This is a genomic window from Streptomyces sp. NBC_00322 (assembly GCF_036147535.1).
In the GTDB taxonomy this organism is placed as follows: Bacteria; Actinomycetota; Actinomycetes; order Streptomycetales; family Streptomycetaceae; genus Streptomyces.
Genome location: NZ_CP108019.1, coordinates 1373914 through 1386761 on the forward strand (window position 1 = coordinate 1373914; position 12848 = coordinate 1386761).

The 12848-nt window shown below is 69.8% G+C and carries 13 protein-coding genes; 3 read left to right on the top strand and 10 right to left on the bottom strand.

Going from position 1 to position 12848, the window contains the following annotated elements:
• Together OG905_RS06205 and OG905_RS06210 are read right to left on the bottom strand one after the other, a co-directional pair.
• Positions 1 to 1359: an ABC transporter substrate-binding protein gene (locus OG905_RS06205; RefSeq protein ID WP_328666590.1), complete on the bottom strand. Its 1359-nt coding sequence runs from the start codon at positions 1357 to 1359 to the stop codon at positions 1 to 3.
• Positions 1360 to 1486: 127 nt separating this feature from the next.
• On the bottom strand, positions 1487 to 2248 hold the full coding sequence (locus OG905_RS06210; RefSeq protein ID WP_328666591.1) for a DeoR/GlpR family DNA-binding transcription regulator: 762 nt from the start codon (positions 2246 to 2248) through the stop codon (positions 1487 to 1489).
• 379 nt (positions 2249 to 2627) lie between these two features.
• Between OG905_RS06210 and gndA the strand changes: the two genes are divergently transcribed.
• Positions 2628 to 4070, top strand: coding sequence for an NADP-dependent phosphogluconate dehydrogenase (gene gndA / locus OG905_RS06215; RefSeq protein ID WP_328666592.1), 1443 nt, complete (start codon positions 2628 to 2630; stop codon positions 4068 to 4070).
• Positions 4071 to 4363: 293 nt separating this feature from the next.
• Here the strand turns inward: gndA and OG905_RS06220 are convergent, their stop codons facing one another.
• The 8 genes from OG905_RS06220 to OG905_RS06255 form a co-directional block, all read right to left on the bottom strand.
• The gene (locus OG905_RS06220; RefSeq protein ID WP_328666593.1) at positions 4364 to 5017 is read right to left on the bottom strand and encodes an aspartate/glutamate racemase family protein; all 654 of its coding nucleotides are present in this window, start codon (positions 5015 to 5017) and stop codon (positions 4364 to 4366) included.
• A complete protein-coding gene (locus tag OG905_RS06225) occupies positions 5017 to 5364 on the bottom strand; it encodes a GNAT family N-acetyltransferase (protein ID WP_328666594.1) in 348 nt (115 codons plus the stop codon). Before OG905_RS06225 ends, OG905_RS06220 begins: the two co-directional genes overlap by 1 nt.
• 33 nt (positions 5365 to 5397) lie before the next feature.
• A complete protein-coding gene (gene panD, locus OG905_RS06230; RefSeq protein WP_328666595.1) occupies positions 5398 to 5814 on the bottom strand; it encodes an aspartate 1-decarboxylase in 417 nt (138 codons plus the stop codon).
• Between the two features lie 363 nt (positions 5815 to 6177).
• Positions 6178 to 6591 carry a hypothetical protein gene (locus OG905_RS06235; RefSeq protein ID WP_328666596.1) on the bottom strand — a complete coding sequence of 138 codons (414 nt, stop codon included), beginning with the start codon at positions 6589 to 6591 and terminating at the stop codon, positions 6178 to 6180.
• A gap of 46 nt (positions 6592 to 6637) precedes the next feature.
• A complete protein-coding gene (locus OG905_RS06240; RefSeq protein ID WP_328666597.1) occupies positions 6638 to 7168 on the bottom strand; it encodes a protease inhibitor I42 family protein in 531 nt (176 codons plus the stop codon).
• A complete protein-coding gene (locus OG905_RS06245; RefSeq protein WP_328666598.1) occupies positions 7140 to 8723 on the bottom strand; it encodes a peptidoglycan-binding protein in 1584 nt (527 codons plus the stop codon). Before OG905_RS06245 ends, OG905_RS06240 begins: the two co-directional genes overlap by 29 nt.
• Before the next feature lie 11 nt (positions 8724 to 8734).
• Positions 8735 to 9073: a hypothetical protein gene (locus OG905_RS06250; protein ID WP_328666599.1), complete on the bottom strand. Its 339-nt coding sequence runs from the start codon at positions 9071 to 9073 to the stop codon at positions 8735 to 8737.
• A 202-nt stretch (positions 9074 to 9275) separates the two neighbouring features.
• Entirely contained in the window at positions 9276 to 9638 is a 363-nt protein-coding gene (locus tag OG905_RS06255; protein ID WP_328666600.1) for a VOC family protein, read from the bottom strand.
• Positions 9639 to 10177: 539 nt separating this feature from the next.
• On the opposite strand from OG905_RS06255, the gene OG905_RS06260 reads away from it, so the two are divergent.
• Together OG905_RS06260 and OG905_RS06265 are read left to right on the top strand one after the other, a co-directional pair.
• Positions 10178 to 10873, top strand: a complete 696-nt coding sequence (locus OG905_RS06260) for an LPXTG cell wall anchor domain-containing protein (protein WP_328666601.1) — start codon at positions 10178 to 10180, stop codon at positions 10871 to 10873.
• Between the two features lie 11 nt (positions 10874 to 10884).
• Entirely contained in the window at positions 10885 to 12738 is a 1854-nt protein-coding gene (locus tag OG905_RS06265; protein ID WP_328666602.1) for a DUF4012 domain-containing protein, read from the top strand.
• Positions 12739 to 12848 lie beyond the last annotated feature (110 nt).

Here is a 12848-nt window from a genome sequence, read left to right on the forward strand (position 1 = left end):
TCACTGCTGCTCCTTGCCGACCTTCTCGGCCAGCTTCTGCGAGTCGGCGAGGGCCTGGTCGACCGACTGGCGGCCGGCGATGGCGGCGCTGATCTCCTGCGAGACCTTGGTGCCGAGGTCGGTGAACTCGGGGATGCCGACGAACTGGATTCCGGCCGCGGGGCGCGGCTGGACGCCAGGGTTCTGCGGGTTGGCGCTCGCGATGGCCTGCTGGGTGATGTCCGCGAAGGCACCCGCTGCCTTGCGGTACTCGGGGTTGGCGTAGGTGGAGGCCCGCTTACCGGCCGGCACATTGGCCCAGCCGCTCTTCGCGCCGACCAGAGCCTCGTACTTCTTGCTCGACGCCCACGAGATGAACTTCCAGGCGTTGTCCGCCTTCTTGGACGCCTTCTGCATGCCCCAGGCCCAGGTGTAGAGCCAGCCGGAGCTCTGCGTCTTCTCCACCGGCGCCGGTACGTATCCGATCTTGCCCTTCACCGGGGATCCGGCCGCTTCCAGGGACCCGGCTCCCGCCGTGGCGTCGTACCACATCGCCGTCTTGCCCTGGGTCATGTTGTTGAGGCACTCGGCGTACCCGGACTGGGCCGCGCCCGCCTCTCCGTGCCCCCGCACGAGGTCGACATAGAACTGGGTGGCCTTCTTGAACTCCGGGGATGTCAGCTGCGCCTGCCAGTCCTGGGTGAACCAGGTGCCGCCCATGGTGTTGACGACGGTGGTGAGCGGGGCGATGACCTCGCCCCAGCCGGGCAGCCCGCGCAGGCAGATGCCCTTCATCCCGCTCTCCGCGCCGTCCGCCTTGGCCGCGAGATCGGCCACCTGCTGCCAGGTGGGCTTCGCGGGCATCGTCAGCCCCTTCTTGGCCAGGACGTCCTTGCGGTACATCAGGAAGGACGACTCGCCGTAGAAGGGCTCGGCGTAGAGCTTTCCGTCCTTCGCGGTGAGCGAGTCCCGCAGAGGCTTGAGTATGTCGTTCTGGTCGAAAGCGGTGTCCTTCGTCGCGTACTCGTCGAGCCCGTGCAGCCAGCCGTTCTTGGCGTAGGACGGCACCTCGAAGTTACTGATGGTGGCCACGTCGTACTGGCCCGCCTGGTTGGAGAAGTCCTGACTGATCTTGTCGCGGACGTCGTTCTCCGGGAGCACGGTGAAGTTGACCTTGATACCGGTCTCCTTGGTGAAGTTCTCCGCGGTCAGCTTCTGCAGCTCGACCATCTGCGGGTTGTTCACCATGAGTACGTTCACGGCCTCGCCCCCTCCCGAGGACGATGCTCCTGCTCCGCTGCACCCCGCGAGCAGGGCCATGGCGGCCGTGCCCGCCCCCACACTCAGATGGATTCCACGTCGTCGGCGCTGGAGGGACATGAGGTCTCCTGATGATTCGTAGCGGCTCGGTGATCGGTGTTAGGGCGTGGAGGCGCTGCCCCCGGCCGGTGGCCGGGGATCAACGCGCTTATGGGATATGGGAGTCGGCCGTCGGGGGCGCGCCGGGTCAGACGCGGATGATCTGCGGGCCGAGCAGGGAGTAGCGCTGCGCCTCGGCCGAGGGCAGGCCCACGTCGGTCACGATGGCCTCGAAGTCGCCGACGTCGGCGAAGCGGCAGAAGCTCACCGCGCCGAACTTGGTATGGATTCCGGCGAAGATCCGTCGGCGTGCGCTGCGCATGGCCTGCGCCTTGACCTCGCTGACCGCGGGGTCGGGTGTGGTCAGTCCGTACTCACGGGAGATTCCGTTCGCGCCGACGTACGCCAGATCGATGACGAAGTCGGCGAGCATCCGGGTGGCCCAGCGGTCGACCGTGGCCATGGTGGCGCCACGGACGCGTCCGCCGAGCAGCAGTACGGAGATCTTCTCGGCGTCCGCCAGGACGGTCGCCACCGCCAGGGACGCGGTGACGACGGTCAGCGGCCGGTCCCGCGGCAGGGCCTCGGCGACGAGCTGCGGGGTGAAGCCCTCGTCGACGAAGACCGTCTCGGCGTCACCGAGGAGATCGGCTGCGGCCGCGGCGATCCGGGACTTCTGCGGGACGTGACGGGTGGTCCGTACCGCGAGCGTGGTCTCGAAGCCGGCGGACTCGACGGGGTAGGCGCCGCCGTGCGTACGCCGCACCAGGCCGTGTTCCTCCAGGGCGTGCAGATCCCGCCTGATGGTCTCCTTGGCCACCTGGAAGTGTGCGGCGAGCCGGTTGACGTCGACCGACCCGTCCCGGCGGGCCGACTCGAGAATTCCCCGTCGGCGTTCCTCGGTGTCCACGGCACACTTCCCTGCTTCTGCTTGTGTTCGGTGCTGCGGGCCCGGCGTCCGTTCGGGCCCATGCGTCGTTTGTACAAGCAGTCAAGGCCGCTCGACCAGGCTCTTCACAGGATCCGCTGCGCCCGATCGTGCCCGTTTCGCCGGGGCGTCGGCCCTGGTCGCACCGCTCGTCACAGGTTCCAAGCCGTGCGGCGGTGCCCGCTTCCCGCCGTCATGGCGTCCGAAGCCTGCCCGTGGGCGGACACTGGAGCCGCGACGGGATTCGGCTGCGACGGAAATACGGAAGCATGGGCAGGGCTTGAGGATCAATGAATGGCCGGCTGCGCGCGTACGTATGCGTAGAGGCCGGATTTTCCGACGGACATCCAGGAGCGCACGTATGAGTGGAACAGCCCAGATCGGCGTCACGGGGCTCGCGGTGATGGGCCGCAATCTCGCCCGTAACTTCGCCCGCAACGGCCTCACCGTCGCCGTGCACAACCGCACGGCGGCCAGGACGCGCGCGCTGGTCGAGGAGTTCGGCGACGAGGGCACCTTTGTGCCCGCCGAGTCGCCCGAGGAGTTCGTCGCGGCTCTGGAGCGCCCGCGCCGCCTGATCATCATGGTCAAGGCCGGCGACCCGACGGACGCCGTGATCGAGGAGTTCGCGCCGCTGCTCGAAGAGGGCGACGTCATCATCGACGGCGGCAACGCCCACTTCGCCGACACCGTCCGCCGGGAGAAGGAGCTGCGGGAGCGCGGCATCCACTTCGTGGGCACGGGCATCTCGGGCGGCGAGGAGGGCGCGCTGCACGGGCCGAGCATCATGCCGGGCGGCTCCACCGAGTCGTACGCCTCGCTCGGACCGCTGCTCGAGAAGATCGCCGCGAAGGCTCCCGACGGCACCCCGACCGTCGCGCACATCGGCCCGGACGGCGCCGGGCACTTCGTGAAAATGGTCCACAACGGCATCGAGTACGCCGATATGCAGCTGATCGCCGAGGCGTACCACCTGCTGCGCGCGGTCGCGGGCTACTCCCCCGCGCAGATCGCCGAGACCTTCCGCACCTGGAACACCGGGCGCCTCGACTCGTATCTGATCGAGATCACGGCGGAGGTGCTGGCCCATACGGACGCCGCGACCGGAAAGCCCTTTGTCGACATCGTCACCGACCAGGCGGAGCAGAAGGGCACGGGCCGCTGGACCGTGCAGATCGCGCTCGATCTGGGTGTGCCGGTCTCCGGCATCGCGGAGGCCGTGTTCGCCCGCTCTCTGTCGGGCCATGCGGAGCTGCGGGAGGCCTCACGCGCGCTGCCCGGGCCGACGGCGCAGCCGCTGAGCCCGGCCGAGGCCGGGCGCTTCGCCGACCGTGTCGAGCAGGCGCTGTACGCGTCCAAGATCGTGTCGTACACCCAGGGCTTCCATCAGATCCAGGCGGGCAGCGAGGCGTACGACTGGGACATCGATCTCGGTTCGGTGGCCGCGATCTGGCGGGCCGGCTGCATCATCAGGGCCGCGTTCCTGGACCGCATCCGCGGCGCGTACGACGCGCAGCGCGACCTGCCCAGTCTGCTCTCCGACAAGCAGTTCGCGGAGGAGATCGGCGCGGCCCAGGACGACTGGCGCGAGGTGGTCGCGACGGCCGCCCGGCAGGGCGTCCCGACGCCGGGCTTCTCGGCGGCCCTCGCGTACTACGACGCCCTGCGCGCGGAGCGGCTGCCCGCGGCGCTCACCCAGGGGCAGCGCGACTTCTTCGGTGCGCACACCTACCGGCGGACCGACCGGGCGGGCTCGTTCCACACCCTCTGGGGCGGCGACCGCTCGGAGGTGGGCACCGACTGAGTCTGCGCACGCTCGCGCTGAGGCGATCAGCTCGAAGGCCCCGGCTGGGGCTCCGGCTCCGGCGGTGGTACGGGCTCGGGGCCGGGGCCCGGCGGCTGCGGAATGGGGTCCGGCGGGGGTCCCGGGGTCGGTGCCGGAGGCGGCACCGGGCTGGGCAGGGGCCCCGGATCAGGTCCCGGGAGGGGCGGCGAAGGCGGTACGGGCGGCTGGGTCATGCCGGACCTCCTGAGGTACGGAGTCGTGCGTTCCCAATGTCTCCCGTTGCGCGTGCCCACGCGCGCCGGGTCCACGCGTCATGCTCCGGACGCGATGGCCCCGGCCGCGGCCCGCAGTCCGAGCCTCGGGCTGGACAGGACGGGGACGGCGGTCGTCGTACGGACTGCCGCGTCCGCCATCGATGCCTGGGCCAGCACGATGACATCGACCTCCCGCACCCCGTCGACGGCGGTGGCAACCGCGTCCAGATAGCCGTCGCGGTCGCCCGCCTCGAACAGCTCCCAGGCGCCCTCGACGAGCAGTGTGCGCAGGTCGACGCCCCGGCCCGCGGCCTCTTCACGGATCAGCGCGAGGGTCGGCTCCAGGGTGCTGTGCACGGAGGCGACCACGACGATCCGGTCGGCCGCGGCCGCCACCGCGGCCATCGGGCGGTCGACCCGCAGCACCGGGACGCCGAGGTCGGCGGCGCATGCCTCGGCAACGCCGCCGATCGTGGAACAGGTGCACAGGACGGCGCTCGCCCCCTCGTCGACCGCCTGTGCCAGCGCGTCCGCGACGGCGGGGGCGACGGCCTCGGGCCCTTCTTCCCGGGCCCGGGCGAGCAGGTCCTCACGGACGAGATGACGCAGCCCGAGGCCGGAATGGTCCGCGTCCCGCAGCGCCTCGAAGACCGGAACATGGACCGGCGAGGTGTGCAGCAGCGCCAGCGTCCCCGATGAGCCGGCGGGCACTACCAGAGGTCCGCGTGGTCGGCCTCGAGCTGCGCCTTGGCCTCCTGCACCAGTTCGGCCGGTGCTGCGGGCGCCTCGTCGGGGTGCTTGGCGGCCCATTTTGCGGCGTAGGGACACAGGGGCACGACGGGTACGCCCTCGCGTGCCGCCATCGCGTAGAACTCCCGCACCAGGGCGCTCGCGATGCCCTTGCCCTCGTGTTCCGGCTCCACCACGGTGTGCACGGCGACCAGGGCCGCGGGATCCGCGTCGAGCGGGAAGTAGACGATGCGGCCCGTCACGCGACCGTCCTCGTACGCCTCCAGGAGTCCCTTCGGCCTGTTGTCACGGATGTCGCGTTCTGCCATGGCGGCTCGCTCTTTCTGACGCTGGGCGGGTGGTCACACGACGGCGTGCGGACTGCGCTCCGTATCGCTGCCGGGTACGGGCGCGGAGGCGTCCGCGCCGAGCGCGACGATCCTGTTCTGCGCGTCGACATGAACCACACTCGGCACCAGTGTGCGCGCCTCGTCGTTGTCGACCTGGGCATAGCTGATCAGGATCACCAGGTCGCCGGGGTGGACCAGATGAGCGGCCGCACCGTTGATGCCGATGACGCCGGAGCCGCGCTCGCCCTCGATGACGTACGTCTCCAGCCGGGCGCCATTGGTGATGTCGACGATGTGGACGAGCTCGCCGGGGAGCAGATCGGCGGCCTCCATCAGCGCCGCGTCCACGGTGACGGATCCGACGTAGTGCAGGTCGGCCTGGGTCACGGTGGCCCGGTGGATCTTGGACTTGAACATGGTGCGCAGCATGAAGAAGCTCCCAGTTTGTCTGCTCCCTGCCCACTTATTGCAGGTCAAGGGCGGTCTCCGGAGCGTACAACGGCTCGCGTGTTCGGTCAGCTGCCCTCAGGTGTCTCAGGGCTCACACTGACCCGTTGCCGGCCTTTCTGACGCCGCGCCAGTCACTGACACACACGTGTCACAGACCGCTTCGCGAAAGCGCCGGTGAGCAGGAGCAGGACCGCGAGGGCGGCCGGCCCCACCCACTCGGCGGGGGTGCGCTCGTGGCCGGCGGCGGGTTCGGGGGCGGGACGGGTCTTCTCCGTAAAGCCCACGGTGGGCAGCCGCCCGGTGGCCCCACACCCGCCGCCGTACTCGGATCGGCTACTCAGATCACGTACTCCGGCCCCGCGCCCGGGTCAGCTGCTTCAGTTCGATGATGGTCGCGACGGCACGCAGCCAGGTGGCCGCGGTGTCGTCGGCGGCGATCCCGCCCACGAGTTCGGTGCCGGCCCGCAGCCACTCCCGTACGAGGACGGCCGCCTCCCGGCGGGGCAGGGGCTCGGGCAGCTCCGCGGCGCGGGCGAGTCCGCCGGCGCGCACGGTGTCGGCGAGGAAGGCGACCGAACGCGGCTCGGTGCCGAGGCGGTCGAGGATGACGGCTGCGGCCGCGGCGCCGTCGCCGAACAGGGCGGTGCGCCGGGAGCCGGGCTCGGCGGTGAGGCCGTACCGCAGCAGGACGGTGATGTCGAGCCGGGCCAGCTCGTCGTCCGTGCGGTCCGGCGGGTACGGGGCGTCGGAGTTCATGGCGGGGCCTCGGGTGTCTCGTCTCATCTGACTGGTCCGCTGCGGCTCAGTTGACGGTGACGGTGTAGGTGATGCGCTCGGGGGCCTGGGAGGGGGTGGCCGCCTCCGTGGTCGGGGTGGCGGAGGGTCCGGTCGTCTCGGGGGGCCGGCTGGAGGTGTTGCCCTGGCAGGTGGTGAACGTGCAGTGCAGCAGCGTGAACCGCGTGGTCCCCTTGCCCTTGGCCTCGAAGGTGAAGGTGAGCCGGCCGCCGGCACCGGGAACCGGCGTGTCGCCGGAGTCCGACGCGTAGTCCTGGCCGCGGCTGACCAGCACCGAGCTGTCGGGCTCGGGGTCGACCAGGTACCAGTACTCGCGGGTGGAGGCGTTCTGGTCGACGGTGAGCGTGAAGCGCTCGCCCGGCTCGGCAGTGATGCTGGTGTCCTTCACCGGGTGGCTCGTCGGGCGGCCCACGGTGCTCGTGGAGCCGCCGGCCGGTTCGTCGGTGCCCGAGCCGCAGCCCGTGGCGAGAGCGAGGAGCGCGGCCGCCGCGATCGCGGCACCGCCCCTGCTACCGCGGAAGATAGACGCTGTACGCATCGGGGAGTTCACCTTTGGAAGCCTTGCCCATGTGACCGTTGATGAAGTCGTCCTCGCTGACCCAGGTGGTCGAGCCCCAGGGGTTGTACACCTGGAGCATGTCACCCTCCTGGGCGATGATGGTCATCGCGTGGGCGCCGTCCTTGCCCGAGACGTCGACAGGCACCGGCCGCCCCTCCGCCACCGACTTCTCGACTTCGGTGAGGACCGCCCTGCGGTCGTCGGCGCTGTTCAGGTCTTGGCGCTGGTAGTCACTGCCGGTGGCACTGCCGACGGCGGTGTCGTTGATCCGTTCCTGCCCCTCGGACCCCATGCCGCCCCAGTTCTTGCCGCCGTCGCCTTCGGTGTGCAGCCGGTGCTGTTCGGCCACCAGGCGCTGCTTGAAGGCCTCGGGGTCGTCCTGCTGCCCGTCGGGGCCGCCGGTGAGGTCGAGCGCGTACATCGGGTCGACCATGGCGCGGGAGGTGACGGTGGACGAGGCCACGCAGGTGCCCTCGGAGCCGTCGCCGCCCTGGACCCACCGCTGGCCGTCGAACGTGGCGTAGTCCTTGTTGTTGTTCGACCCGTCCGACGCCAGGCCCTCGTCGTCCATGCTGTCCGTGGCGGTGACCACCGGAGTGAGGTGCCGGCGCATCCAGTCGGGGTCCTTGCCGTGGATCTTGTTCTGGAACGTCTCGATCTCGGCGACGCTGTGGCCGGCGGCCAGGGCCTTCATCAGGTAGGCGCGCTCCTGCGGGGTGTCCGACTTCGCCAGCATCCGCTCCATGGCCGTCTCGTCGTCGAGACTCAGCAGGTCCATACGCGTCGACGCGCGCGCCAGGTCGCCGGCTGTGAGGATCTCGTTCAGCTCGGTGTCGGCGCCCGCGACGCCGGTGTCGGCGAGCATCAGCTTGTCGACGGCGGTGAGTTCGCTGGTCTCCATCTTCCCGGCCCGTGCCTCGGCGGCCCACTTGTTCAGGTCCCGGGCCGCGACGCGGGTGGCCTCCTGCGCGTCGGAGACGGCGGCGTGCATCAGGTCGACCGCGTAGGAGCCGAAGTGGGCGGCGTTCTTGCGGTCCCACTCCTCCTCGTCGTTCTCGTGCAGGTCGTCGAAGAAACCGTCCTTGCCGCCGAGCGTCTTCTTCTGCTCCAGCAGCTGTCCGCGGCCCTGCTCGTCCTTGCGCTGCGCGGCGCCGATCGCGTCGGCCAGCGTCAGCAGCGCCGTCGCGCAACCCTGGAACGCCTCGCTCATCTGGGTCACGGACCGCCCGGCGGCGTTCACCACGTCGGAGGCGAGGACGCTCGTGTCGCCGACCCACACCTCCGGAAGACCCTTGCGGCCCACCCGGTCGACCTGGTCGAAGACGCTGCTGACCTGGCCGACCTGGCCGCGGTAGAGCCTTGCCAGGCCCTCCAGCACGGCCTGGTCGCCCCCCGGTTCGGGCACCGAGAGGGCGTCGTCGATCAGGTCGAGGAGCTCGTTCTTGCTCCCGGCACTGAGCATTTTTTTGGACAGCCCGGCGAGCCACGCAAGGCGGAAGGAAGGGGAGTCGAGGGGAGAGGAGAAGAACGACACCGGCCCGTTCCTCAGTAGCTCGACAGGACCGAGGTGCGCCCGCCCTGCGTCGACGTGTCGGTGAGGCTGCTCGTGCCGCCGACGGAGACGCTGTCCGCCTGCGTCTTCACCAGGCCGTCGGTGCCGTGGTAGGTCTTCTTGGCCAACTGCACCTTGCCACCGAGCTCGTGCAACGCCGACGCCAGTGTCTTGGCCTCCGCCTCCCAGGCCTTGACGAACGCGTTCAGCGCCGACGCGGCGTCGTTGCCGCCGACATCGCCGTACGAGTAACTCGTGCGGGACTTGACGGCCGAGCTGACGCCGTCCATGTCCGTGCCGGCATCGTCGAGTTGCAGGGCCTGCCCGGTCATGCCTGCCTTCTTGACCTGGTAGCCGCCCGAGCCCACCGTGCCTCCCCCGTATGCATTCGATCGTGGCCGCAGGCAGGCTAACACGCACTGCATATACGAAGATCAAACGTCGTCCGCCGCACACACCTCCTCCACATCACCCGCACCACGGCACGCCCGGGCCCGGCCTTCGTCGATGCCGACGCGGGTCACCCGTCGCTGCTCAGGCGTCCGGGTGGCCGGCGATGTTCAGGATGTTGCCATCGGGTGCGCGGACGAAGAACCGGCGCAAGCCCCAGGGTTCTTCGGTGAGCGGGTGCACAATCTCGTATCCGCGCCGTCGTGCCTCGGCGTATGCATCGTCGACAGCCGCACCGACCCTGACCGAGACGACGGGATCCTGGGGCGCTGTAGCGTCGCGCGTAAGGAGCTGGAGCTCCGCACGTCCATCGGGCGACGAGTAGCGGGCGACCCAGCCCATATTGAAAACTTCGACGCTCAGGCCGAGATAGCCGGTGTAGAAGTCGCGTGCGGCTGCGATGTCCGGGACGCGCAGATTCGCTGTGATGCCGTTGGCTTCCATCATTACTCCTCGAAAGCGGCACGCTTTTCCAGTGGCGCGCAACCAGTTGCGCGCACCCTCACCCTGCCACCGAACCACAGCACCCGGTCGACCTTCTGCGCGGTCGCCGTCCGCCGGGACCGACACGAAGCGACGACGCCCGGGCCCTTCCCGCCGACCGCAAGGCCCTGATCGCCCGGGGGCGGCTCGCCAAGAAGCCTCGTCGTGGTCGGCCCCCGTATCGAGAGGGGGCCGGGTGCTGCATGCGCGGGGCGCCCGACGCTGCGTAAGGGAGATGCGGAGGACTGGGTGTCCGTGAGCGTCGAGCCTCACCAGAAGCGGGCCGCAGGCGCGAGTGCTGGGGAGCCAGTCGGGTGCAACCGGTGCGCCGACCCGTGGAACACCCTGGCGAGCCTGTTTGTCCTGAACCGCCCACGTCTATGGATTGTGTTGCTTATTCGGTCGATGCCTTGCTGTCCGAGTCATGGCCCCAGAAGTCGTCCACCCCGCGCCGAGAGCAACAAACGATCACTGCCCAAGGCCTTCTGAAGGAGCCGAACACGATGCTCAGACGATCAAGACGGCGTGTCGCCATGGCCGCCGCCACCGCAGCCCTGATTGCCGCCGCTCCGATGGTGCTTGCCGAGCCGGCCTACGCACAGTACCCACCATGTCCTCCCCCTGAGCTGAGCGATGACACCGTGGCCCCCGGTGATGAGCTCACCTTCTCCGCGACGTGCTTCGAGCCGGATGAAGAGGTAGTCGCCCTCCTGGTCCCCGGCGGTGCCGCCACCACCCGCAGCGGCGCGTCCACGGCCGCACTCAGGACGTCGCCGTCGTCCGTGCTGCCCATCGTGTCGCCCACAGTGGAGGGCGGAGACGGTGGCGGGCACGGGGGCGGACACGGGGACTCCGTGTACCTGGGCACCTTCACCGCCGACTCCGACGGAGCTGTGAGCGGAACGGTCACCATCCCCGAGGACGTTCGCCCCGGTGACTACCGCTTCGCGCTCAAGGGCCGGTCATCCGGAGAGTGGCTCTCGGCGGCGCTGACAGTTACCCGCGACGGGGACGGTCCCTGGGACCACCACGGACGCCCCGGCGACCCAGGCCATCACCACGACCCCTCGCAGCTTGCGAAGACAGGTTCCTCGGATGCAACGGCGGCGCTGCTCAGCGCGGCAGGCGCTCTGGTACTTCTCGGCGGCGGGTCACTCGTGATCGTCAGGCGGCGGCGCAGTCACACTGAACGCGGCTGAGAGGCCAGCGGATGCCGTGGACGACCCGCAAACTCCAAGGCAGCGCGGTTGTGTCCCACTTCACCGGCCTGGTGCGACGGAATCACCGCCGCGCCAGGCCGCTGATGTGGGCAACGGCAGCCACTCTCCTCACCGGTTCGTGCTGGCTGGTCGTCACGGGCCTGTACGCCCGTAGCGAGCTCCTCGCGGCCCGCGGCGACCTGGAAACGCTGCGGAACTCTGTGACAGCGTCCGCCTCGTCGGTCTCAACGACGAAGGACGCCGCGGGCCGCCGGGAGCGCGGCGAAGCCGCGGCCCGGTCCGCTGCGGCGCACGCGGACCGGGCGCATCGACTCACCACCGGACCCGCATGGTCCATGGCCGTGTATCTGCCGGGCCTCGGAGGCACTGTCGAGACAGTCCGCGGTACCGCCAAGGCCGTCGACCGGCTGACCGGCGAGGTTCTGCCTGCCGTGGTACAGACCGCCGGCAACCTCGCCGACGATGCAGGCTCCGACGGCGGCCACCTGGACCTCTCCGAATTGCGCAGGGCCGCCCCGGCTCTCGCGAACGTCTCACGCCAGGTGGCCGTGACCCGTGCGGAGACCCGCAAGCTGCCCAACCACACCTGGCTGCCCGCCCTGGACCGGGTCCGGGACGAACTCCTCGGCCGGCTGGACCGGATGGCACCCGCTGTGGAGGACGCCGCCACCGGCGCCCGCCTTCTGCCGGCGATGCTTGGGGCGGACGGTCCGCGGCGTTACTTCGTAGTGTTCCAGAACCCCGCGGAGTCGCGCGGAACCGGGGGAATGCCCGGTGCTCATGCCACCCTGACAGCCGACCGGGGCAAGTTCGCGTTGACGCGGTTCGGAAACGACACCGAAATGCTGGACCCTCGCCCCAAGGTGGACCTCGGTGCCGAGTTCGCCGCCATGTACGCAGGCTACGACGTGGTGGACACGTGGCCCAACTCCAATATGAGCCCGCACTTCCCCTACGCTGCGCGTATCTGGTCGGCCACCTGGCTCGACAAGAGCCGTGAGCGTGTTGACGGCGTACTCTCCCTGGATCCGGGCGCCCTGGCCCGGCTGCTCGCCGCGTCCGGGCCGACGCGCACGACCGCCGGCACCGTCGTCGCCGCGGACAACGTGGTGGATCTCAGCGAGCGCACCAACTACATGACGCACCCGGACCCGCACGAACGCAAAGCTTTCCTGCTGGACGTGGCCCGCGCCGCTGCCGGGCAGTTGATGACCGCCGCCGAAGATCCCGAGCGGCGGCCTGCGCTTCTCCTCGGCCTGTACGAGGTGCTGAGCAACGGGCAGATGACAGCCTGGAGCGCCCACCCCAATGAGCAGCGGGAGCTGGAATCACGCCCGGTCGGCGGTTCCTTGCCGCAGAGTCCGGAGCCGTATGCCGGGCTGGTCGTCAACAACGCCGCCGGCACCAAGCTGGACTACTACCTCGACCGCACCCTGGACTGGCACACCGGCCGCTGCACCGCCAACGGCCGCGAGGTCACCGTCAAGGCGGTCCTCGCCAACCGTGCACCGTCCCAAGGACTTCCCACATACGTCACCGACCGCCTGGACAAGCCGCCGTATGCAACGCACCAGGGTGACAATCGCCTGCTCGTGTCCTACTACGCGACCGCCGGTGCGAATCTGATCAAGGCGACCGTCGACGGGCGCACGGCACTCATGTCACCGGGCATCGAGCGCGGACATCCGGTGTACACGCTCGACGTTGAGCTACCCGCAGGCAGCAGCCGCACGGTGATGCTCCACCTGCTGGAGCCTCCCTCCGACCACGCACCCACCGTCCTGAACCAGCGACTCCCGCGCCCGCTGCAGGCGACGGTTCACCCGCCCTTCGAGTGCCACTGAGATTCCTCCGGTCCCGATCGTGGGCGAGCAGAGCCGATGACCGGCTCTGCTCGCCCAGCGAGTCGAGGAATGGTCTTGAGCCGCGCTAGGGCAATATCACTTTTCGGGTG